Below are 21,954 nucleotides of genomic sequence, written 5' to 3'. Positions count from 1 at the left end.
TGGCTTCCCGGCCCTTCGATGAACGAGGACTCAGGCCTCGATCAGAACCTTGGTCACGTTCGGGTCCACGGAGATTCCGGGGCCGAAGGTGGTGGCCACCGTTGCCTTCTGCAGGTAACGTCCCTTGGAGGTGGACGGCTTGAGACGCAGCACCTCTTCGAGGGCTGCTGCGTAGTTCTCGGCAAGCTTCACCGAGTCGAAGGACACCTTGCCGATGATGAAGTGAAGGTTGGAGTGCTTGTCGACGCGGAAGTCGATCTTGCCACCCTTGATCTCTTCGACGGCCTTGGCGACGTCCACCGTCACGGTACCGGTCTTCGGGTTCGGCATGAGGTTACGCGGGCCAAGAACCTTGCCCAGGCGACCCACCTTGCCCATCAGGTCCGGCGTCGCCACGGCGGCGTCGAAGTCGGTCCAGCCACCGGCGATCTTCTCGATCAGATCGTCAGAGCCGACGAAATCGGCGCCTGCTGCGATCGCGGCCTCGGCACGGTCACCCGTGGCGAAGACCAGGACACGGGCCGTCTTGCCGGTGCCGTGCGGGAGGTTGACCGTGCCGCGGACCATCTGGTCAGCCTTGCGGGGGTCAACGCCCAGCCGGAACGCGACCTCAACGGTGGCGTCGAACGTGGAGGGGTTGGTTTCCTTGGCCAGGACGACGGCCTCGAACGGGCTGTACTGCTTGCCAGCCTCGATCTTGGCCTCGGCCGCCTCATATGCTTTGCTGCGCTTTGCCATGCTGCTGTTTCTCCTTGTGCAGGTGTGGTCTGCGGACCGCGCTCGGCCCTGCCACAAGTCACCCCGGGAGGGGCGACAGTATTGTCTAGCTGATGTCTTAGTTCTCGACGGTGATGCCCATGGAACGGGCAGTGCCAGCGATGATCTTGGCGGCAGCCTCGACATCGTTCGCATTGAGGTCCACCAGCTTCTGGGTGGCGATTTCGTTCACCTGTGCCTGAGTCAGCTTGGCAACCTTGACGGTGTGCGGGGTCGCTGATCCCTTGGCGACGCCGGCTGCCTTCTTGATCAGCTCGGCTGCAGGCGGGGTCTTGGTGATGAACGTGAAAGAACGATCCTCATACACCGTGATTTCCACGGGGATGACGTTTCCACGCTGGGATTCCGTTGCTGCGTTGTACGCCTTGCAGAATTCCATGATGTTGACACCGTGCTGACCAAGTGCAGGACCGATCGGCGGGGCCGGGTTAGCGGCGCCTGCCTGGATCTGCAACTTGATGAGGCCGGTGACTTTTTTCTTGGGAGCCACTATTCGGTCCTTCTTCTTGCAATGTCCTCGACTGCCGGAGCGCAACCGAGGGGATGGCCGTCATGGCGAGACGGCCCTGCCACCCCTCGACTAAGCGGGCCGGGGTGTGGCAACGTCCATGGAACAAACACTGCGACCCTCAGCGAGGGCCCCGGTAGTTGTTCGAAGCCTATTAATGGTACTAGATCTTGCTGACCTGGCTAAACGAGAGAGTCACTGGAGTCTCTCGTTCAAAGAGCGAGACCAGAACCACCAGAGTCTGCGACTCCGGCTTGATCTCCGAAATCGTGGCCGGAAGGGTCTCGAAGGGACCTTCCTTGACGATCACGGACTCGCCGATTTCGAAGTCGACATTCACCTGCGGCTGGGCCACCTTGCCGGTGCCGCCCTGGGCCTTGATCTCCTCAGCCTGTTCGGCTTCGAAGACCGGCGCCAGCATGGTGAACACTTCGTCCAGGCGTAGCGGAACCGGATCATGAGCATTGCCCACGAATCCAGTCACGCCGGGAGTGTGCCGAACGGCACCCCAGGAGGCGTCGGTGAGTTCCATCCGCACCAGCACGTAGCCGGGAATCCGGACGCGCCGGACGATCTTGCGCTGGGCGTTCTTGATCTCCACGACTTCTTCCATGGGGACCTGGATCTCGAAGATGTAGTCCTCCATGTTCAGGGACTGAATGCGGGTCTCCAGATTGGTTTTGACCCGATTCTCATACCCCGCGTAGGAGTGGATGACATACCAGTCACCCTCCTGACGACGCAGCCTGGCCTTGAACTCCTCAGCAGGGTCCACTACCGGAGCAGCTTCCTCGACTGCTTCGGCATCGTCCTCAGCTGCCTCGGCGTCCTCGCCATCCTGAACCTCGATGAGCTCAGTTTCGTCAGCTACGAGCTCAGCCTGATCGTTCTGATCGGTCACCTCAAGATCTTCGCTTTCCGCGGTCACTTCGAGATCGTGCTCAGACACTTGCTTCCTGCTTTCGTCGTACGTGTTTCGTCCGGTTCGCCGCTGCGAAACCGTCACCGTCAGCTTTCTTTGGGCGCGCTTCCGCCAAAGACCCAGCCCACTCCCCAACCAAAGATCAGATCGAGCAGAACCGTGATGCCAATCATGATGAGGACGAAGACCAGCACCACGATCGTGTAGTTGATGAGTTCCTGTCGGGTGGGCGTGACCACCTTGCGGAGCTCACCGATCACCTGACGAACAAAAAGCGCAATGCGCCCGAAGAAACCGAGCTTGGTACCCTTCGCATCCCGGGTGGACTTGCCGGACTTCTTAGCCGAGCCGCCTTGGGAGCTGCCGGCAGCTGTTTCGGTCAACTGAGCCTCACTCGTTCCATCTTCAGGGACATTTCTTCAGGAGAATTTCCTGTTGAGGGATCTTTCCCTTGCAGGACACGTCCTGAGCAAGGGAAAGATCCCAGGTGCTGCGCAGGGCAGACAGGACTCGAACCTGCAACCTGCGGTTTTGGAGACCGCTGCGCTACCAATTGCGCCACTACCCTATGAGTGCCACCGGAAAACCGGACCAGATGAAACCCGTTTTTAGACGCGAACCATCATGGTGTTTTCAACACCGAGCTACCAGTTTACGCATTTGAGGTCCCGACGTCGAACCGGCTACGAAAACCTCGCGTTCTGGGCCTAAAGTGGCAGTATCGCCACGTCCTCTTGATCCCCAGCTTTCCGGAAAGGCCTCTCCCGTGACCTTCAACCGCATCTCGGCGCGCATCGGATCGATCGCCGAATCAGCAACCCTGGCCGTCGATTCCAAGGCCAAGGCACTCAAGGCCGCGGGACGACCGGTAATCAGCTTCGGGGCCGGTGAGCCCGACTTCCCCACCCCGGACTACATCGTGGAGGCGGCCGTCGCGGCAGCCCGGGACCCACGCAATCATCGCTATTCGCCGACGCCGGGCCTGCCCGAGCTGCGCGAAGCGATTGCCGTGCAGACGCTGCGGGACTCCGGGTACGCCATCGAGCCCAGCCAGGTCCTGGTGACCAACGGCGGTAAGCAAGCTGTTTACGAGGCCTTCGCGACTCTGCTCGACCCGGGTGACGAGGTACTCATCCCGACCCCCTTCTGGACCACCTACCCGGAGTCGGTCCGCCTGGCCGGTGGCGTTCCGGTGGAGGTTTTCGCGGGTTCCGATCAGGGATACCTGGTCACCGTGGAGCAGCTCGAAGCAGCGCTGACGCCGCGCACCAAGGTGCTGCTCTTCGTCTCGCCGTCCAATCCGACCGGCGCGGTCTACTCCCCCGAGCAGACCCGTGAGATCGGTCTCTGGGCCGCCTCCAAGGGCCTCTGGGTGGTCAGCGATGAGATCTACCAGCACCTGACCTACGATGGTGTGCCGTTCACCTCGATCGCCTCGGCCGCACCGGAGCTGGGCGACCGGGTGGTCCTGCTCAATGGGGTCGCCAAGACCTATGCGATGACCGGCTGGCGGGTGGGCTGGATGGTCGGCCCGCTCGATGTGGTCAAAGCCGCCACCAACCTGCAGTCGCATGCGACGTCGAACGTGTCCAATGTCTCCCAGCGCGCCGCTCTCGCGGCGGTGGCTGGTCCGCTGGATGCCGTCCGGGCGATGGGTGTCGCTTTTGACCGGCGGCGGAAGAACATCGTCGCGGCGCTCAATGAGATCCCCGGAGTGGTCTGCCCCGTACCGCACGGCGCCTTCTACGCCTACCCGGATGTCTCCGGCGTGCTGGAGCGCAAGGGCATCGCCAGCAGCGCAGAGCTCGCCTCTCAGATCCTGGATCAGGTGGAGGTGGCCGTGGTGCCCGGCGAGGCGTTCGGTCCGAGCGGATACCTGCGGCTTTCCTACGCGCTGGGCGACGACGATCTAGCTGAGGGCGTACGCAGGCTGCAGGAGTTCCTGGCCTGAGTCAGAAATCCGGAAGAACGTGAGGGAGATTTCGGAACAGGGGCGCAAATAGCCCCTGTTCCGATGTGGAAATACCGCAAGCCGCTGCGGCTTCGCGCCAGCCGCTCATGGCCCGCACCAGCTGTGAGAGGACGGGCAGCTGACGTGCTAGCGGGAGGAAGTATCCCGCATTCTTCCTCAGGGCCACCATGGCTTCTTCCTTCGTGCTCGCGCCATCCACTGCGGTCTTTCGCCCTGCTGCAATATCCGGATTGGGGTTGACGTCGAACGCTGGCGACAAAGCCCACCCACTGCGTCCGCGCAGGAACCCGTGATTCCTCAGATGATCATCCGTGTTGTTCACGGCGATGTTGAAGGCGATCCGCCGGAACAGCTCTTCTCTGTCTCGAGTGGGGTTCTCTGAGTGTTCATCAATAACGTCCAGCAGATCGAGATAGTCGGCATGGGAACCGTCGCGCTGCTGGAGCATGGTCATGGCCGAGGCATAAGCGATCCGGGCCTCCCTTCGCCGATCGAAGCGGTCCAGAACCAGCACAGGGTCCGTGGTGCTCAGCCGAAGGAACTGATGACGTGGCACCGTGATCCCGGCTGCTTCCGCCAGGCGGAGCGTTGCAGCCTCCCAGGCGATCACGCTCCAGTCATCCCCTTGGTGAGGGAATTTGGCGATGGCAAGCCGGGACCCGTCCTGCACTGAGGCCTTGGGTCGAGCCCCACCGAGGCTCCCCGTGCCGGCGTCGAGCAGTTTCTTCAGCGCCTGCAGGTCATCCGGATGGCTTTCGACATCTTGCGCCGCCTGCCGCAATTCGGGCAACTGAACCAGCTTCGGAACATGTGTTCCCTGACCCAGGTGAGGGCCGCCGCCAACCCTGAAACGAAGCGCGCCCTGCCGTGTGCGGTCGGATACACCGAGTAGGCACCCCGAGCGGCCAAGTACTCCGGGGAGTAGCTGAAACTGGTGGTCACTACACCCCGTTTGGCCACGATGAACGCTCTGCCGAGCAGCACCGTCCCGGATTCCAGCTCCAGATCAACCTCAATCGCTTCGCTCATCGACGCACCCTTTTCGGCAATTCCTGATCAGCGCGGGCACGACCGAAGTCTGTTTCGTAGGGGTCAAAAGCCGTGTTGAGCTGATCGCTTAGCCCGAGCACGCGAGCGACGTCCAGAAATGCCTCTAGTCCGACACCCAGCTCGCCATGCTCGATTTTGCGCAGGGTATTTCGACTGATGCCCGCCCGGTCCGCCACTTGCTCAGCAGTGAGGCCCAGGAGCTTTCGCCACGTCAGCAGGTGCTCGCCCAGGGTGCGCGCAGTGCGCTGAGTCTTCACGGATGTTCTCTGGATGACCACAATTCGATACTACGCCAATGGTTATGAATGTGACCATTAATGAGGTTAATGGTCACATTCACAACCATTACCTGGAGCGGGAGCGCCGCCTGAGAGTGAGGCGTCCTGGCACCGGCCAGGTCGGCTCACAGCAGTCGGCGGTTCGCTGCCCATCGGGTGAGTTCGTGTCGGGAGGACAGCTGGAGTTTGCGCAGCACCGCTGACACATGGGTCTCGACGGTTTTCACCGAGATGAACAGCTCCCTGGCAGTTTCCTTATAGCTGTAGCCCCGCGCAATGAGCCGCATGACCTCGCGTTCGCGATGACTGAGCCGGTCAAGTTCATCCTCGCCGCCGTCAGCGAGCCCGCCTGCCACGGCAGGCGGAAGCCCCGTAGCGGCCCCAAAGGCGTCGAGCACAAATCCGGCAAGCCGGGGCGAGAAAACGGCGTCCCCACCGGCAACCGCTCGGACGGCAGCGGAAATCTCCTCACCGGAGGCCGCCTTGGTCACGTAGCCCCGCGCTCCGGCGCGGATCACTGACACCACATCCTGCGCGGCATCGGAGACGCTGAGGGCCAGGAACGTCCCGGTGCTCGAGCGTTCGATCACCTCCCGGCCACCACCGCCCGCACCGCCCGGAAGATGCACATCCAGCAGGACCACCTCCGGCAATTCGCAGGCAATGACCTCCACCGCGTCATCGACCGTGGCTGCTTCACCGACCACCAGCAGATCATCGGCCAGATCCGCTTTGAGCCCGGACCGGAAGATCGCATGATCATCCACCACTACCACCCGGATCATGGTGCCTCCCTGGGGTCTCGAGACGTTTCTGCTGCGGCGGCATCGACCGCTGGTGGGTCCTGAACCTCGGACGGGTCCGCAGGCCTCAAGGGTAGCGCCAGGCGCACCTCGGTACCCTCCGGGCCGGAGGAGATCATGGCGGTTCCACCATGGCGTCTCATCCGTCCAATGATCGATTCGCGGACGCCCAGCCGATCCGCGGGGACGGCCGCCAGGTCGAATCCGCTCCCCCGGTCCCGGATGAATACTTCGGCAAGTTCCGCATTGGCCTCCAGATAGACGCTCACCGTAGTCCCGGAATGCCGGGCAGCGTTGAGCATTGCCTCACGGGCTCCCTGCACCAGCGCCTCGACCCGGGCATCCATCGCGGTATCGCCCACCACCACGACGTCCACGCCGGTGGTGTGCAATTCCTCCACCTCAGCAGCAGCCGCGGTGATTCGCGCGGCCAGATGCTCCGGTCCACGGCTCGCATCCCGGTAAATCCACTCGCGCAACTCGCGTTCCTGGGCTCTGGCCAGGGTCACCACGGCATGCTCGTTCCCCGCCCGGCGCTGGATCAGCGCAAGGGTCTGCAGAACCGAATCGTGCAGATGGGCAGCGATCTCCGCCCGCTCAGCCTCGCGAACCCGGCCGGAGCGTTCCTCCTGAAGGTCCCGCCAGATCCGTACCGCCCAGGGAGCAAGGACCAGCCCGACGCCGATCAGGACGGCCAACGCGGCACCCACGGCCGAGAGCAGCTGGTCCCACCCACCACCGCCGACTGCGATGACGATGAAACCGACGACGACCAGGAGCAGTCCCAGCCCGAGCCGCAGGGCAGCCCAGGGGTTCCGTTTGGTGCCCCATTGCGCCGGTCCGAGCAGCAGCGCGCGGCGGGAAGCGTCAAGCTGCAGCCACACCAGTGCGGCACCGACGACGATGACCACCAGCGGAAGCAGGGCACCGAGGTTCCCGCCGATGCCGAACAGCTGGCTGAGAAGCAGCCCCGCTACCACCAGCACAACGGCGCCGACCAGGACCTGCCGGCCGCCGCGCACGGCGAGAATCCGCCTGGCCTCGGTGAACACCCGCGGTTCCTCGATGCCTGCGGCGGGTTCGGGTGTGCTTTCGCCGCCCACTCGTGGCACGGAGATCTCAGCCTGCCCGGCCGACTGCGACCGTCCGGCCGTCCGCGGCTGCCCGGCCGTCCGCGCCTGCCCGGCCGGCTGGCGAGATCGTGGTTCCGCCAGCCCGGGGGCGTCATCGGGCACCAGAACCCACAACCAGGCATAAAACACTGCGCCCATACCAAAGATCAGACTGGCTACGATCATGCCCCAGCGAACCCAGGTCACCTTCCAGCCCAGGTGGTCCGCCAGACCAGCGCACACACCGGCGACGATGCGCTGGCGGCTGCGGGTCATCGTGGGGCTCATGCTTCGATCTAAGCATGCTCAGGGTCCCCGTTGCCCGTCCCCTGGGACCTTTGGGGGTCGGTTCAGGGTTCATTCAGGGTAAGCCCCCATACCGCTTCCTGTGATGAGCGCACAGGATGGAACTATGAACGATTCAGCGCATCAGCCCGATCCGGCTCCCTACGAGTCGACACCTCACGAATCAGCACCTGCCAGCGGAACTCCGGCCGCAGAGCCAGCTGGCAACGGGCTCTTCGGCTGGCTTCGCTCCTTGGGGATCACTCGGGGATCCAAGCGTTGGCTGGGCGGGGTGGCTGGCGGGGTGGCTGCCCGACTCGGCATCGATCCGGTGATTGTGCGCGGTGTGCTGGTGATACTGACCCTTTTCTTCGGCATCGGGATTCTGCTCTACGGACTCGCCTGGGCATTTCTCCCGGAGCCCGACGGCCGGATTCATGCGCAAGAGGTGCTCCGCGGGCGTTGGAGCGCAGGCACCACCGGGGCAGCAATCATGATCTTCGTCTCGCTCTTCCCGCTATGGGACTACGCGCCCTGGCCGGTCCTTGGCCGCGGCTGGTTGAGTCAGCCATGGCCGCTCCTGGGAGTACTCGGCGTTTCCGCTGGCCTCTACTGGGGCTACCGGGCCTACGTGGGGAATTCGCAAAACCACCAGTCGCAGCCAACTTACCCGGAGCCGGTCCAGCCCCAGCCCGCTCAACCTCAGACCGCGCGTCCGTACACCGTTGCCGCACCCACCGCGCGGGTGGCCGCTCCGGCCAGCCCGCGGGCACCGCGCCGCCCCAAGGCTCCTCAGGCCAGGACCACCATCCTGTTGACCCTCGGCATCGCGGTGCTGGGTGTCGTCGGCATCCTCGTGGCACAGATCGTCGCCCTGATTCCCGGTAATGTCGGCGTTCTGGTCTGGACTACCGTCAGCGTGGTCTGCGCTGCCGGGCTGGTGCTGGCAGCACTGCGCGGCAGGCGCTCCGGTCCCTTGGGATTTTTTGCCACCAGCGCGCTCATCGTGGCGCTGATGGTCTCTGCAGTACCCGGTGCCGGAAGCTGGTCCGTGGCCAGGAGTGCTTATTGGGATGTATCGAGCTACAGCGCGGCTGAACGGGGGTATTCGCTCACCGCCAGCACAGCGACGATCCTGCTCAGCCCTCTGGGTAAGCCCACTCAGCCCGTGACCATTCCGATCGCTCTCAACGGGGCCACTGTGAGCGTCATCGTGCCGCCCAATACGCCCGTACTGGTGACCAATAAGGCTCTCGCCCTGGACCTGGTGGAAGGCAGCACACATCTGACCAAGGCGCCGACCAGCTACCTGTTCGATTCCACCGCTGCGGGGCCAATGCTGACGATCGCCGTCACCGGCACCGCCGGGCAACTGGTTCTCAGTACCGGCGACAGTCACTGATGATTCACCTGATGCACCGACGAAAGGCTTCGTGATGACCAGCTCCGATTTTTCTCAAACCCCCGGCGTGTCCGAAGTGCCCGCCACTCCGGTCAGCTCAGGCTCTTCCATCCGTATCGGTTCCCTGATCTGGGGGGTGATGGTGATCGTGCTCAGCGTGCTCCTGTGCATCACCAAGTACACGGTCTGGGATCTGGACCCCCGGCTGGTGCTGATCGGGGCGGTGGCCCTGGGAGGTCTTGCCCTGGTGATCGGCGGAGTGCTCAGCGCGGTGAGCAAGCGCTCCCCCGCCCCTCCGGGCCAGAAGAGTTCACTACCCTGAGGAGATCATGCAGACTTTCTATTCGATCCTTCGACGCAATCCGCTCCGCCGTGGACCCAGCCGCATACTGGGCGGTGTCCTGGGCGGCATCGGGGCGTTGCTGCGCATCGATCCTTTCTGGGTCCGGATTGCCTTCCTGCTGTTCTGTCTGCTCCCCGGCCCAGCTTTCGTGATCTACGCACTGGCCTGGGTCCTGCTGCCGGACCGCTCCGGTGGCCTGCTGCTCGAGAAGCTCGTACCCACCAGAAAACCCTGACTTCAACCGGCGGCTCTCCGTAACGGACCACAGAAGACGTATCCCAAGTCACATTCTTGGCCGGAACTGGCTAGACTTTCTCCGGGCTCGATGAAGCGCTCTCAGCCACGTAGCGCGTGCCCCACTCCTGCCGGGCACCTCGAGAGAAAGACTGTGTGCCAGTGAAAATTGGAATCCTGACCAGCGGCGGCGACTGCCCCGGCCTGAACGCCGTGATCCGTGGCGCCGTGCTCAAAGGAATCAAGATCCACGGTCAGGAATTCGTCGGATTCCGCGATGGATGGCGAGGCGTCGTTGAGGGCGACATCATGGAACTCTCGCGGCAAAGCGTGCGCGGAATCTCCAAGCAGGGCGGCACGGTCCTCGGCACCTCCCGCACCAACCCCTTCGAAAACGGCGGCGGTCCCGAGGTCATCAAAGCCCATATGGACCGTCTGGGCGTCGACGCTCTCATCGCCATCGGCGGCGAAGGAACCCTGGCAGCTGCCCGACGGCTCACTGACGTCGGTCTGAAAATAGTCGGCGTCCCGAAAACGGTGGACAACGATCTCGACGCCACCGACTACACCTTCGGCTTCGACACCGCCGTCCAGATCGCCACCGAGGCGATCGACCGACTCCGCACCACGGGCGAATCCCACCACCGCTGCATGATTGTCGAGGTCATGGGCCGGCACGTCGGCTGGATCGCGCTGCACGCCGGAATGGCGGCCGGCGCCCACGCCATCCTGATCCCGGAGCAGAAGGTCAGCCTCGAGCAGATCGCCGAGTGGGTCTCCGATGTTCATGAGCGCGGCCGCGCCCCCCTGGTCGTCGTCGCCGAGGGCTTCGTGCCGGACCACATGGAATCCGCTCACTCGGAGCGCGGCCTGGACACCTTCGGCCGCCCCCGTCTGGGCGGCATCGCCGATCAGCTGGCGCCGGAGATCGAGGCCCGCACCGGCATTGAAACCCGCGCTACCATCCTGGGCCACATCCAGCGCGGCGGCGTTCCGTCCTCGTTCGACCGCGTGCTCGCCACCCGACTGGGCATGGCCGCCATCGACTCCGTGGTGGAAGGCAAATGGGGCACCATGGTTGCGCTCAGCGGGACCGACATTGTGCATGTGGGGTTCGATGACGCCCTGGGCAGCCTCAAGACGGTGCCGCAGAGCCGCTATGACGAAGCGGCCATCCTGTTCGGCTGATCAGTGCTGTGTTGCGGGGCGTGCTGGCCGGAGGAATCCGGTCTGCCGCCCCACGACCTGCCCGGCATCGGGGGCCACAACGACCTCCTGCGCCGCGGGATACGTCTCCTGCTCATCCACGATGCTCAGTTCCGCCATCGGGTCCACCGAGCGTTTGATGACCGCCAGGCCAATCGGCCCCATTTCATAGTGCCGCTCCACCGAAGTCAGGATACCCACCCGGCGCTCCCCGAGCATGACCGGGGATCCTACGGCCGGCAGGGTGTGCTGCGAGCCATCGAGGTGCAGAAAGACGAGTCGGCGCGGCGGATGCCCCAGGTTGTGGACGCGGGCCACCGTCTCCTGGCCCTTGTAGCAGCCCTTGGCCAGATGAACCGCGGTCCGGAGCAGGTCCAGTTCATGCGGGATGGTCAGATCATCCGTTTCAGCGCCCCAGCGCGGCCGCCAGGCGGCAATCCGCAGCGCCTCAGCGGCCCACGAACCGGTCAGGGTAAGGCCAGCCAATGCATCCATCAGGGATTCCAGGGAGTCCAGCGGCACCAGGTACTCGAACCATCGACGCTGCGCACCAGGATGGGCGTCTCCCTCAACCACCGAGTAGGCGTAGCCACCGGGCATGACGCCGGGCCAGGGATCGCTCCAGCGCAGTTCCCGGCCATCCGGGCCAAAGCCCACCGCGGCAGCCTCCAGCTCGGCGGTGGACGCCACGACGCCCCACTGTGCGGAAACATCGGCCACCTCGACCCGGAGCATGAAGCGCATGGAGTCCAGCCAGGCCGCCAGCGGGGCCGCTTCCGCCTGCTCACCGATCAGCCAGAGCCGTTCGCCGTCATCGAGCGCGTGCAGGTCGTATTCAATCCGGCCCTGGATGCTCAGCAGCAGCAGCTCCGCGGAATCGCCGGGAGCCAGGCGGGAAATATCCTGCGAAGACAGGGTGGTGAGCCAACTGAGTCGGTCCGGTCCGCTGACCGTGACCACGCCGCGCTGGGACTGATCGACGATGCCACCCCCCGCAGCCAGGCTGCGCTGCTCACGGAAGGGATCGCCGTAGTGGGCCGCAACCCCGGTGTCGAGCCCGGAGGCCTCAACAGCACCAGGGCGGTCCAGAAGCACGCTGCGATAGGTCATAGTGTGGGCAACCCGCGGCTGCGGCAGGCTATTCCGCGCCCTGGACGTCAGGCGTTGCGCCGGGAAGTTTCTCCAGGATGGCGGAGGCATGGGCCTCCAGGGGATTCCCCTGTGCCGCAACGTCCCATCGCCAGAACAGATTGCCGTTGACCAGGCCGAAGATCCGGGTCGCTGCGGTGTAGTCCTTGGAGTGAGCGGCACGCATCACCGCATCGGTGGACAATTCGATCTGTGGGCCTTTGATCGTGCCGTAGTACAGCTCGGAGATACCACCGGGGTGCACAATGCTGGCCGTGATGTCGAAGCCACCCGTGTCATTGCGCAGTTCCTCGACCGCCTCCGCCGTGGTGAGGGCCGGAACGATGTCCGCCGGGATCAGGCCGGGTCCGCCATCGACCTCTCCCAGAGCGCGGTCCAGGGACCAGAATCCGGTTTCGACGCTGAGCGGGCGCAGGCGAACGCCGTCCGCATCGGTCAGCCAGCTGTGCGCCGTGTAGTGGAGGTAGGGCAGGCCGTAATTCTGGAAGCTCACGTGCTGGGCGAAGTGCTCCGAATCGGCTTCTCCAGCACCCAGGCGCCCACGCCCCTCCCACTCCCCCAGCAACCAGGAGAGCGGCACCAACTCAGGAGTGAGATCGGTGGGGATCTCGATCGGCATCAGTGCTGACCTTTGAACAGGCCCCACACCACCAGTGCGGCAAACCAGACCATGGCCAGACTGGCCACTACCAGCAGAACAATGAAGAAAATTTCCAGGCCCAAGGTCGACATATTTCCATCCTATCCCGAGGTGGTCCGACGACGTGACCTGACTCTGTCACCTCAACCTAGAGTGAAAACAACCGGTCCAGGAAGTAACTCAGAATCCCCACGGAGAGCACTGGTGCCAGGCCGATGGCGAGCATACCGAGGACCTGACCTACCGGATGGGCGCGAGCAACAGTGGATGCGTGCAGCGCCAGGTTTTCCAGACGCCGGAAGCTGAGCAACGTCGCCGCAGCCACCACTCCCACCACCGTCAGGGGCAGAGGCGGCAAGGCGGTGAACAACAGGGCCGCAAGGGCCGCCGCCAGACCTCCAAGCACCACACCGACGGGCGCCACCAAGCGGTCCGGCCACGGCACAAGAGCCCAGAGCAGCACCAGCGCCATCGCGATACCAGCCACCAACAGCAACTCACCACCGTGTGTGAACCGCTGTAGCGCGACCCAACCGGCTCCGGCTGCGGCGATCACCACACCGGAAATCGCGCCGAACGTCGACTCCAGGCGGTGGCTCTGGCCAGTGCCGCGGATCAACTCGACCACGAAGACCGCCCCGACGCCGAGCGCAATAGTGGGAACCAGCCAGATCAGAAAGGCCGGGCCACCGGATTCGTGCGCGCTCCACGCGGAGATCGCGGCACTGAGCGCGATGACAGTGCCGAGCGTCTTACGCGCCGGGACATGGAGAAAATGGGGCCAGCCGTAGCCGAGGATGACGCCGAAGAGCAGTGCCACCACGAGCGAGGGCCAGCCTGAACCGGACGCGCCCGACCAGGCCGCAGCGCCGATCAGGACAATCGAAGCCACCACCGAGGTGAGCCCGACCGCAAGCTTCTCCACCCAACCCCCAAGACTCAGTACGGCATGGGCGGCCGTCGATCGCTCCGCAAATGCAGCCGGAGCCACGACAGTGCCCTTGATGATTCCTTTGTGACGCCGACCATTAAGTCGGCGTTAACTTCCATCCTGCCGTACGAATGCTGTGTTGTCCTCCCTAGAGGCAGCGTACCGGGCGCAGCCTCGGCGGGTGCTCCGCGGGGAGGCCGGAGGCGGTGTCCTATACTGGAGGGCAACCGGTTCACAGCCTGCCGCCCGCAAGGCAGGTCATGTTCCGTTGACGCCCGACGATGCGCGCAACCGGCACATTGGAGGTAATCATGTCGCAGATTCTGATCTTGACCAACAGCACCGGGACGTCGGTGGACATCCTGCCCGCTCTGGAGCTGCTCAATCATCATGTCCGGATTCTGCCCGCAGAACCTACAGCGCTGCTCGATGCCGATCCGGGTGACCTGATTCTGCTGGACGCCCGGAAAGACCTGGTGGGTGCCCGTTCCCTGACCCAGCTTCTGCGGGCCACCGGACCCGGAGCGCCGCTGATCCTGATTCTCACCGAGGGCGGCATGGCGGCCATCTCCTCCAGTTGGGCTGCGGACGACATCGTGCTTGAATCCGCCGGACCCGCCGAGGTCGAGGCCCGGTTCCGGCTGGCACTGTGGCGTGCCCATGCTGCTGAAGCGGAAGATCTGAATGAGATCAGGGCCTCTGGCGTGGTCATTGACGAGACCTCTTATACGGCCCGGGTCAACGGTGAGGCGATGAACCTCACCTATAAGGAATTTGAGCTGCTGAAGTACCTGGCGCAGCACCCGGGCCGGGTTTTCACCCGCGCACAGCTGCTGCACGAGGTCTGGGGGTATGACTACTACGGAGGCACCCGCACGGTGGATGTGCACGTGCGGCGTCTGCGGGCCAAACTGGGTCCGGATCATGAGAACCTGATCGGCACAGTGCGTAATGTCGGGTACCGGCTGACTCCGGTCCGGATGCCGGACGACGAGCTCGCCGGAGCCTGACCCACCCCCCCGGCTTCGCACTACGCTTGAACCCATGAGCATGATGTGGGATGGCGGTCCGGTGATCCAGGGCGGTACCTCCGCACAACTTGCGGCTCTTGCCCGTGCGGCGAGGGAATCCGATGGGCAGCCGCCCTTTTCGGAACAGACTCTTCTGGACATTGCCCGCGGCGACCAGAGCGCTGTGCTTTTTCATGCCGCGCTGGATGCTCCGGCCCGGCCAGAAACCACGGACGACACCGCCACCACGGCCGATGCCCCGGCGGCCTTCAGCGGAGCCGCAGTGGTCCTCAGACCAGCATCCGGCAGCTCAGACCACTCCAAAAACCCGCAACCCGCAACCCTGGAGCTCACTGTGCATCCGGCCCATCGCGGCCGGGGCCTCGGTGACGCCCTGATCCAGACCGTCCTGGGGTGGCTGGCAGCAGAGCGAACCGACTCAGACTCCGGGCCTTCCGTGCTGGCCTGGGCCCACGGCGATCATCCAGCCGCCCGTGCTCTGGCCGCCCGCTACGGATTCGCCCCGGTGCGCGAGTTGCTCCAGCTTTCCCTCGAATCCTTCTCCTCAGAATCCTCAGACCCCATGGCTCAGACGCCACCGACCGGGCTCCCTGCCGGTTTCAGCCTGCGCACCTTCCAGCCCGGAGATGAGGACGCGGTGCTGCGGGTCAACGCCCAGGCCTTCACCCACCACCCCGAGCAGGGATCGCTCAGCCTGGTCGATCTGCAGGACCGGATGGCGCAGCCCTGGTTTGACCCCCAGGGGTTGTTCCTGGTCTTCGGTCCCGATCAGCATCTGAGGGGTTTTCATTGGACCAAACTGGAGGCCAGCCCCTCCGGAACTGCTGAGGGCGAGGTCTATGTGGTCGGCATCGACCCTCAGGCTCAAGGCCTCGGCTTAGGGCGCGCACTGACCCAGGCGGGCCTTGACTACCTGCGCAGTAAGAGGCCAGCACGCATTGTCCTGTACGTGGATGCGGACAATACCGCTGCAGTGCGGCTCTACCATTCGCTGGGTTTCACGCTCCGACACACCGACGTCATGTACCACCTCCAGGCCTGATCAGGCCGGGAACCGGCAGGAGCGCAGGCACGCGACCGCGCAAAAGGGTAACAGGTCTAGCCAAGCCGCTCAGCGCTTGTAGTCTGGTGGAACCATGAAGAAAGAAGGTGAGGCGTCCGTGTCTGACTCCGCCGTTTCCCTGGCCTCCGGCCTGCGTTCCACTGGCGTTGCCAGCCTGCGCAGCTCCGAGGTACCGGCCTCACGCGCCACCCAGGATCGCATCGATATCCCCGAGTTTGAGCCGAGCCTGCTCCCCGAAGGAGATATCAGTCCGGACCGATTCCTGGACCGGGAACTGAGCTGGCTTGCCTTCAACGCCCGGGTGCTTGAGCTGGCAGAAGACCCGGATCTTCAGCTGCTGGAGAGGGTCAATTTCCTCTCCATCTTCGCCTCCAACCTGGATGAATTCTTCATGGTCCGGGTGGCCGGTCTCAAACGACGGATCGCCACCGGCCTGGCGGTCCCCTCCCCCGCTGGGCTAAGCCCGGTGGAAGTCCTGGAACAGATCAGCGAGGCCGCGCACACCTTGCAGGCCCGGCACGCCCACGCCTTCGCGGACCAGATCCGCCCGGCCCTGGCCTATGAACATTTCCACCTGGTGCGCTGGGACGAACTGGATGACGCCGCCAAGGAGCGGTTGCACACCATGTTCACGGAGAAGGTCTTCCCGATCCTGACCCCACTGGCCGTGGACCCGGCCCACCCCTTCCCCTATATTTCCGGTCTCTCCCTGAACCTGGCCGTCGTCGTGCGCAATCCGGTCAGCGAAAAGGAACTGTTCGCCAGGCTCAAGGTGCCGGATCAGTTGCCGCGCATGGTCGCCGTGGACGGCCCGCGTGCCGGGACGGTCCCAGGCCGGGTGGCCCGGTTCATTCCGCTGGAGGATGTCATTGCCGAGCACCTCGACCAGCTTTTCCCTGGCATGGAGGTCCTGGAGCATCACACCTTCCGGGTGACCCGCAATGAGGATCTCGAGGTGGAAGAGGACGATGCCGAGAACCTCCTGCAGGCCCTCGAAAAGGAGCTGCTGCGTCGCCGCTTCGGCCCACCCGTCCGCCTTGAGGTCACCACGGACATCAATCCCAACGTCCGCGCCCTGCTGGTACGCGAGCTCGATGTCGAAGAGTCCGAGGTGTATGCGCTCCCCGCGCCACTGGACCTGCGTGGCCTGAGCGCGATCGCGAATGTGGACCGTGCCGATCTGCACTACCCCAAGCAGATGCCGCATACCTCCCGCTCACTGAACGAATCGGAGACCTCCAAAGCGGCCAACGTCTTTGCCGCGATGCGCCGCCGGGACATCCTGCTGCACCACCCCTACGATTCCTTCTCCACCTCGGTTCAGGCTTTCCTGGAGCAGGCTGCTGCCGATCCCAAGGTCCAGGCGATCAAACAGACCCTGTACCGGACCTCCGGGGATTCGCCCATTGTTGACGCCCTGGTCGATGCCGCAGAGGCCGGTAAGCAGGTTCTGGCGCTCGTGGAGATCAAGGCTCGCTTCGATGAGCAGGCCAACATCTCCTGGGCCCGCACGCTGGAACAGGCAGGGGTTCACGTGGTCTACGGCATCGTGGGTCTGAAGACTCACTGCAAGCTGTCCCTCGTGGTCCGGCAGGAACAGGACGGCCTGCGCCGCTACTGCCATATCGGTACCGGTAACTACCACCCCCGCACTGCCCGCTACTACGAGGATCTGGGCCTGTTGACGGCCGATCCGCAGGTGGGTGAGGATCTCAGCCGGCTGTTCAACCAGCTCTCCGGCTACGCACCGAAATCCACGTTCAAGCGCCTGCTGGTGGCACCCCGTTCGGTGCGCTCCGGGCTCATTGACCGGATCGAGAAAGAGATCTCCAACGCCAGGGCAGGCCTGGCTGCGCACGTTCAGATCAAAGTCAACTCCATGGTGGACGAGGCGATCATCGATTCGCTCTACCGCGCCTCGCAAGCCGGGGTAAAGGTGGATGTGATCGTGCGTGGCATCTGCTCACTGCGCCCCGGTGTCCCGGGACTGAGCGAGAACATCACCGTGCGTTCGGTGCTGGGCCGCTTCCTGGAGCATTCCCGAGTGTTCACTTTTGCCAACGGTGGACGGCCCGTGGTCTTCATCGGTTCCGCCGACATGATGCATCGGAACCTGGACCGCCGGGTGGAAGCGCTGGTACAGCTCTCCAATCATGAGGACATTGCTGAAGTGATTGAGCTGCTGAACCGCTACGTCGACGACGGCACCTCCAGCTGGCACCTGGACAACGAGGGCGTATGGACCCGGCATCATCTGGATGAGGAGGGCGCAGCCCTCTCTGATGTGCAGTCCTGGTTGCTGGCCAGCCGGTCCCGCCCGCGATCGGCCACTCACCGCTGATGGCCGACGTCCCTCTCGCTCCGCCCGCCGGGCCCACCGACAGCGCGGCAGTTCCTGCTGTGCTGGCTGCCGGCGCACTCTGCTGGCGGGTCAAGAACAAGCAGCTCGAAGTGCTTCTGATCCATCGCCCCCGGTATGACGACTGGTCCTGGCCCAAGGGCAAGTACGACGACGGGGAGACGATCCCTCAGACCGCTGTCCGCGAGGTCAATGAGGAGATCGGGCTGACCATCCAGCTTGGCCTACCGCTCCCGCATACCGACTACTACGTCAATGCCGGCCTCAAACGGGTGTACTACTGGGCAGCGCAGCCGGGTGCCCAGACACCCCGTGCGGACGGCAAGGAAGTCGATTCATTCCTGTGGTGCGCTCCCGAGCGGGCACGCCGGCTGTTGAGCAACCCCTCCGACGTGGGTCCACTGGATGCACTCGAGGAGGCGTACCGATCCGCTCGTCTGAAGGACAGTTGGCCGCTGATCGTCGTCCGGCATGCCAAGGCCAAACCTCGCTCCTCCTGGACCCGGGCCGAGGGTGACCGCACGCTCGCGGCCACCGGGCAACGTCAGGCTGCTGCACTCAAACGGCTGCTGATGGCCTGGAGCCCGCTGCGCGTGGTCAGCAGCCCTTGGGCGCGTTGCGTGGCCACCGTGTCCCCGTACGTCAAGGCCGTGGGCGCAAAGGTCAAGCTAGTCGATGCGCTCACCGAGGCGAATTTCCGTCGCAATCCGCGCCGGACTGGGACTGTGGTGGAAACGCTGTTCGACAAGCGCCGGCCCGTGGTGTTGTGTGTCCACCGGCCCACTCTGCCGGCGATCCTGGAGCAACTCGCCCAGCACATGTCCAGTGAGCTGGAGGAACTGCTGCCCACGGACGACCCCTTTCTGGCACCGGGCGAGGCCATCATCTGCCAGGTAGTGGGCGATACCGTCGTCTCTGTGGAGCAGTTCAAACCCTTCGACGACTGACGGCGCCCCCTTGGAGAACTCCTCGGTGAGCGTGCCGCAGACTAGACTCGAACCATGACCTCCGCTACCCCTGCCACCCCCTATGAGGATCTGCTGCGTGACGTCCTGGACCACGGTGTGGTCAAGGAGGATCGCACCGGAACTGGGACGCGCAGCGTGTTCGGCCGCCAGATCCGCTTCGATCTGGCGGAGTCGTTCCCGCTGATCACCACCAAGCGAGTGCACTTCAAATCGGTAGCCCTGGAGCTTCTGTGGTTCCTGCGCGGCGATTCCAATGTGCGCTGGCTGCAGGAGAACGGTGTACGGATCTGGAACGAGTGGGCGGACGACGACGGCGAGCTCGGCCCGGTCTATGGCGTCCAGTGGCGCTCCTGGCCCACGCCGGATGGTGAGCATATCGATCAGATCGCGACCGTCATCGAAGGCCTGAAAAGCAACCCCGATTCCCGGCGCCATCTGGTCTCCGCCTGGAACGTGGCGGAACTGTCCAAAATGGCGCTGCCACCGTGCCATGCGTTCTTCCAGTTCTATGTGACCCCTGGCGTCGACGGGGCCCCCGGCAAGCTGTCCTGCCAGCTGTACCAGCGCAGCGCGGACACCTTCCTGGGTGTTCCGTTCAACATCGCCTCCTACGCGCTGCTCACCCTGATGGTGGCCCAGCAGGTAGGGCTGGAACCGGGCGAATTCGTCTGGACCGGTGGGGACACCCACCTCTATGAGAACCATCTGGAGCAGGTCCGCGAGCAGCTCTCCCGCGAGCCCTACCCCTACCCCACCCTGCGAATTCTCCGGACGCCGGAATCGATCTTCGATTACCGTTTCGAGGACTTTGAACTGGTGAATTACCAGCACCACCCCACCATCAAAGCTCCGATTGCCGTATGAGCTATTCCGAGGCGTTCGCCCGACTGCTCGAGGAACATCTGCACGGCGTAGGGATGATCTGGGCGCAGACCGAATCCGGCGTGGTGGGGAAAGACGGCGGCATGCCGTGGCATGTTCCGGAGGACATGCGGCACTTCAGCAGCCTGACCACCGGCCATCCCGTCGTCATGGGACGGCGCACCTGGGAGTCCTTCCCCGCGAAGTACCGTCCGCTTCCCGGCCGCCAGAATCTGGTGGTCACCCGCACTCCGGGCTGGGAGGCCGGGGGCGCCATCGTCTGCTCCTCGCTGCAGGAGGCTCTTCGTCAGGCTCAGACGCTCGATGCCGGACTGGTCTGGGTGGTGGGCGGTGGCGCGGTGTACGGGCAGGCAGTGGCGGAGGGTCTGGCCGATTTTGCGCTCATCACCACACTGGAATCGGACACCGATGGGGACACCCATGCCCCGGAGCTGGGGCCGGAGTTCACGCTAGTGGGCACTTCCCCTGAGACGGGATGGCAGACCAGCAGGACCGGCACGCGGTTCCGCTGGGACCTGCACGTTCGTCATCCCCGCCCCACATTTGAGGAGGCCACCGATGCTTAACGAGCTTAAAATCGCACTGAAACGCCCCGAGACCCTCTTTGTGCTCGGCTATATGCTGTTGCCGTTGCTGGCCCTGGTGACCGCAATCCTGGGGCTGACCATGATTCTGGGCGGGAACAAGATTCTGGGCGTCATCGTGCTCGTAGTAGTCACGCAGGTCTTCACCTTCGGTGCCTTCTTCGCGCTCCGCGCCCGCAAGGCCGCGCTGCTTGCTGAGGCCCAGCACTCCGCCGACACTGCGGAGCCGGGGAGTTCAAGCCGATAGACCCGATAAACTCAGACCATGACTATCGCAGCTCACCCGTCCGTCGGGCTTGTCGGATGGCGTGGCATGGTTGGTTCCGTCCTCATGCAGCGCATGCAGGAAGAAAACGACTTCGCCAGCATCAACCCCGTCTTCTTCTCCACCTCCAATGCCGGAGGTGCCGCACCGTCCTTCGCTGAGGGCGCCGGCGCACTGGAAGATGCTTTCGACATCGACACCCTGGCCAAGCTGCCGATTATTGTCACCGCCCAGGGTGGCGACTACACCCAGCAGGTGCATACCGCACTGCGCTCCCGCGGGTGGGATGGCCTCTGGATTGATGCTGCCTCCACCCTGCGGATGAAGGACGATTCGATCATCGTGCTTGACCCGGTCAACCGGGACGTCATTGACCGCGGCCTCGCCTCCGGTGTGAAGGACTTCATCGGCGGGAACTGCACCGTCTCCTGCATGCTGATGGGCCTGGGCGGCCTGTTCACGAATGATCTGGTCGAGTGGGCCACCTCCATGACGTATCAGGCGGCCTCCGGTGGCGGTGCGCGGCATATGCGTGAGCTGCTGAACCAGTTCGGGACGCTCAATGCCGAGGTCAGCAGTGAACTGCAGGATCCGGCATCGGCCATTCTGGAGATCGATCGCAAGGTCCTGGCGCATCAGCGCGATGGCGTGGACGCAGCCCAGTTCGGTGTGCCGCTGGCCGGCTCACTGATCCCCTGGATCGATGCGGATCTGGGCAATGGCCAGTCCAAGGAAGAGTGGAAGGCCGGGGTGGAGACCAATAAGATCCTGGGCACCTCAGCGGAGAACCACGTGGTCATGGACGGGCTGTGCATCCGCATCGGTGCGATGCGGTCCCACTCGCAGGCGCTGACGCTGAAACTGCGGGAGGACCTCTCCGTCGCGGAGATCGAGAAGCTGCTGGACGAGGACAATCAGTGGGCCACCGTGGTGCCCAACGTCAAAGAGGCTTCGATGAACGACCTCACCCCGGTCGCCGCCTCCGGCACCCTGGATATCCCCGTGGGTCGCATCCGGAAGCTGGAGATGGGCCCGAAGTACGTGAGCGCCTTCACCGTGGGTGACCAGCTCCTCTGGGGTGCGGCCGAGCCGCTGCGCCGGATGCTGAGCATCGCCACCGGGCGGCTCTGAGCTCAGGGTTTACCTACATCGAGTGCCGCGTTGTGGGCCGATTTTCACTGAAAATCGGC

At 64.2% G+C, this 21,954-nt stretch carries 25 protein-coding genes and 1 tRNA gene; 13 read left to right on the top strand and 13 right to left on the bottom strand.

All coding sequences use genetic code 11. The features are described 5' to 3' along the window. Positions 1 to 30 precede the first annotated feature (30 nt). From rplA to QQM37_RS06470, 5 genes are all read right to left on the bottom strand, one after another. The gene (gene rplA / locus QQM37_RS06490; protein WP_285725792.1) at positions 31 to 738 is read right to left on the bottom strand and encodes a 50S ribosomal protein L1; all 708 of its coding nucleotides are present in this window, start codon (positions 736 to 738) and stop codon (positions 31 to 33) included. Between the two features lie 97 nt (positions 739 to 835). Continuing rightward, entirely contained in the window at positions 836 to 1,267 is a 432-nt protein-coding gene (gene rplK, locus QQM37_RS06485) for a 50S ribosomal protein L11 (RefSeq protein WP_285725791.1), read from the bottom strand. Between the two features lie 181 nt (positions 1,268 to 1,448). Then, a complete protein-coding gene (gene nusG / locus QQM37_RS06480) occupies positions 1,449 to 2,234 on the bottom strand; it encodes a transcription termination/antitermination protein NusG (RefSeq protein WP_285725790.1) in 786 nt (261 codons plus the stop codon). A 59-nt stretch (positions 2,235 to 2,293) separates the two neighbouring features. After that, on the bottom strand, positions 2,294 to 2,590 hold the full coding sequence (gene secE / locus QQM37_RS06475) for a preprotein translocase subunit SecE (protein WP_285725789.1): 297 nt from the start codon (positions 2,588 to 2,590) through the stop codon (positions 2,294 to 2,296). A gap of 112 nt (positions 2,591 to 2,702) precedes the next feature. Then, positions 2,703 to 2,775 (bottom strand) — tRNA-Trp (locus QQM37_RS06470). Between the two features lie 198 nt (positions 2,776 to 2,973). Here QQM37_RS06470 and QQM37_RS06465 point away from each other — a divergent pair. Next, on the top strand, positions 2,974 to 4,158 hold the full coding sequence (locus tag QQM37_RS06465) for a pyridoxal phosphate-dependent aminotransferase (RefSeq protein ID WP_285725788.1): 1,185 nt from the start codon (positions 2,974 to 2,976) through the stop codon (positions 4,156 to 4,158). A gap of 1 nt (position 4,159) precedes the next feature. Here QQM37_RS06465 and QQM37_RS06460 read toward each other — a convergent pair whose 3' ends face one another. The 5 genes from QQM37_RS06460 to QQM37_RS06440 all read right to left on the bottom strand — a co-directional run bounded on the left by QQM37_RS06460 (position 4,160) and on the right by QQM37_RS06440 (position 7,710). After that, entirely contained in the window at positions 4,160 to 4,969 is an 810-nt protein-coding gene (locus tag QQM37_RS06460) for a type II toxin-antitoxin system HipA family toxin (protein ID WP_285725786.1), read from the bottom strand. Further along, a complete protein-coding gene (locus tag QQM37_RS06455) occupies positions 4,906 to 5,208 on the bottom strand; it encodes a hypothetical protein (RefSeq protein WP_285725785.1) in 303 nt (100 codons plus the stop codon). The genes QQM37_RS06460 and QQM37_RS06455 overlap by 64 nt, the downstream gene beginning before the upstream one ends. Further along, the gene (locus QQM37_RS06450) at positions 5,205 to 5,486 is read right to left on the bottom strand and encodes a helix-turn-helix domain-containing protein (RefSeq protein WP_285725784.1); all 282 of its coding nucleotides are present in this window, start codon (positions 5,484 to 5,486) and stop codon (positions 5,205 to 5,207) included. Before QQM37_RS06450 ends, QQM37_RS06455 begins: the two co-directional genes overlap by 4 nt. A gap of 146 nt (positions 5,487 to 5,632) precedes the next feature. Continuing rightward, on the bottom strand, positions 5,633 to 6,292 hold the full coding sequence (locus QQM37_RS06445; protein ID WP_285725783.1) for a LuxR C-terminal-related transcriptional regulator: 660 nt from the start codon (positions 6,290 to 6,292) through the stop codon (positions 5,633 to 5,635). After that, positions 6,289 to 7,710 carry an ATP-binding protein gene (locus tag QQM37_RS06440; protein ID WP_285725782.1) on the bottom strand — a complete coding sequence of 474 codons (1,422 nt, stop codon included), beginning with the start codon at positions 7,708 to 7,710 and terminating at the stop codon, positions 6,289 to 6,291. The genes QQM37_RS06445 and QQM37_RS06440 overlap by 4 nt, the downstream gene beginning before the upstream one ends. A 124-nt stretch (positions 7,711 to 7,834) precedes the next feature. Here QQM37_RS06440 and QQM37_RS06435 point away from each other — a divergent pair, with 124 nt between their 5' ends. The 4 genes from QQM37_RS06435 to QQM37_RS06420 all read left to right on the top strand — a co-directional run bounded on the left by QQM37_RS06435 (position 7,835) and on the right by QQM37_RS06420 (position 10,874). Then, positions 7,835 to 9,109: a PspC domain-containing protein gene (locus tag QQM37_RS06435; protein WP_285725781.1), complete on the top strand. Its 1,275-nt coding sequence runs from the start codon at positions 7,835 to 7,837 to the stop codon at positions 9,107 to 9,109. Positions 9,110 to 9,143: 34 nt separating this feature from the next. After that, positions 9,144 to 9,431 (top strand): hypothetical protein, encoded by a 288-nt coding sequence (locus tag QQM37_RS06430; protein WP_285725780.1) that lies wholly within the window; start codon positions 9,144 to 9,146, stop codon positions 9,429 to 9,431. Positions 9,432 to 9,438: 7 nt separating this feature from the next. Further along, positions 9,439 to 9,687 (top strand): PspC domain-containing protein, encoded by a 249-nt coding sequence (locus QQM37_RS06425; RefSeq protein ID WP_285725778.1) that lies wholly within the window; start codon positions 9,439 to 9,441, stop codon positions 9,685 to 9,687. A 161-nt stretch (positions 9,688 to 9,848) separates the two neighbouring features. Next, the gene (locus tag QQM37_RS06420; protein ID WP_285725777.1) at positions 9,849 to 10,874 is read left to right on the top strand and encodes a 6-phosphofructokinase; all 1,026 of its coding nucleotides are present in this window, start codon (positions 9,849 to 9,851) and stop codon (positions 10,872 to 10,874) included. On the opposite strand, the gene ygfZ is transcribed toward QQM37_RS06420, so the two are convergent. The 3 genes from ygfZ to QQM37_RS06405 all read right to left on the bottom strand — a co-directional run bounded on the left by ygfZ (position 10,875) and on the right by QQM37_RS06405 (position 13,672). Beyond that, on the bottom strand, positions 10,875 to 12,002 hold the full coding sequence (gene ygfZ, locus QQM37_RS06415) for a CAF17-like 4Fe-4S cluster assembly/insertion protein YgfZ (protein WP_285725776.1): 1,128 nt from the start codon (positions 12,000 to 12,002) through the stop codon (positions 10,875 to 10,877). Positions 12,003 to 12,030: 28 nt separating this feature from the next. Further along, entirely contained in the window at positions 12,031 to 12,660 is a 630-nt protein-coding gene (locus QQM37_RS06410; protein ID WP_285725775.1) for a nitrobindin family protein, read from the bottom strand. A 169-nt stretch (positions 12,661 to 12,829) separates the two neighbouring features. After that, entirely contained in the window at positions 12,830 to 13,672 is an 843-nt protein-coding gene (locus QQM37_RS06405; RefSeq protein ID WP_285725774.1) for a permease, read from the bottom strand. Between the two features lie 251 nt (positions 13,673 to 13,923). Between QQM37_RS06405 and QQM37_RS06400 the strand changes: the two genes are divergently transcribed. The 8 genes from QQM37_RS06400 (at position 13,924) to asd (ending at position 21,895) form a co-directional block, all read left to right on the top strand. Continuing rightward, positions 13,924 to 14,622 carry a winged helix-turn-helix transcriptional regulator gene (locus QQM37_RS06400; protein WP_285725773.1) on the top strand — a complete coding sequence of 233 codons (699 nt, stop codon included), beginning with the start codon at positions 13,924 to 13,926 and terminating at the stop codon, positions 14,620 to 14,622. A 34-nt stretch (positions 14,623 to 14,656) separates the two neighbouring features. Further along, on the top strand, positions 14,657 to 15,685 hold the full coding sequence (mshD, locus tag QQM37_RS06395; RefSeq protein ID WP_285725772.1) for a mycothiol synthase: 1,029 nt from the start codon (positions 14,657 to 14,659) through the stop codon (positions 15,683 to 15,685). Between the two features lie 94 nt (positions 15,686 to 15,779). Further along, positions 15,780 to 18,047, top strand: a complete 2,268-nt coding sequence (locus tag QQM37_RS06390) for an RNA degradosome polyphosphate kinase (protein ID WP_420030131.1) — start codon at positions 15,780 to 15,782, stop codon at positions 18,045 to 18,047. Then, complete coding sequence (locus tag QQM37_RS06385) at positions 18,047 to 19,012, top strand: NUDIX hydrolase (RefSeq protein ID WP_285725771.1); 966 nt, start codon at positions 18,047 to 18,049, stop codon at positions 19,010 to 19,012. Before QQM37_RS06390 ends, QQM37_RS06385 begins: the two co-directional genes overlap by 1 nt. 54 nt (positions 19,013 to 19,066) lie before the next feature. Continuing rightward, complete coding sequence (locus QQM37_RS06380) at positions 19,067 to 19,897, top strand: thymidylate synthase (protein ID WP_285725769.1); 831 nt, start codon at positions 19,067 to 19,069, stop codon at positions 19,895 to 19,897. Continuing rightward, positions 19,894 to 20,481 (top strand): dihydrofolate reductase, encoded by a 588-nt coding sequence (locus QQM37_RS06375; RefSeq protein ID WP_285725768.1) that lies wholly within the window; start codon positions 19,894 to 19,896, stop codon positions 20,479 to 20,481. The genes QQM37_RS06380 and QQM37_RS06375 overlap by 4 nt, the downstream gene beginning before the upstream one ends. Continuing rightward, the gene (locus QQM37_RS06370; RefSeq protein ID WP_285725767.1) at positions 20,474 to 20,746 is read left to right on the top strand and encodes an NF038396 family protein; all 273 of its coding nucleotides are present in this window, start codon (positions 20,474 to 20,476) and stop codon (positions 20,744 to 20,746) included. The genes QQM37_RS06375 and QQM37_RS06370 overlap by 8 nt, the downstream gene beginning before the upstream one ends. Before the next feature lie 18 nt (positions 20,747 to 20,764). Continuing rightward, positions 20,765 to 21,895 (top strand): aspartate-semialdehyde dehydrogenase, encoded by a 1,131-nt coding sequence (asd, locus tag QQM37_RS06365; protein WP_285725766.1) that lies wholly within the window; start codon positions 20,765 to 20,767, stop codon positions 21,893 to 21,895. Positions 21,896 to 21,954: the final 59 nt, after the last annotated feature.

This window comes from Psychromicrobium xiongbiense (genome assembly GCF_030271165.1).
In the GTDB taxonomy this organism is placed as follows: domain Bacteria; phylum Actinomycetota; class Actinomycetes; order Actinomycetales; family Micrococcaceae; genus Renibacterium; species Renibacterium xiongbiense.
The sequence above is the reverse complement of the archived record's forward strand: the minus strand, read 5'-3'. Positions and strand labels throughout refer to the sequence as shown.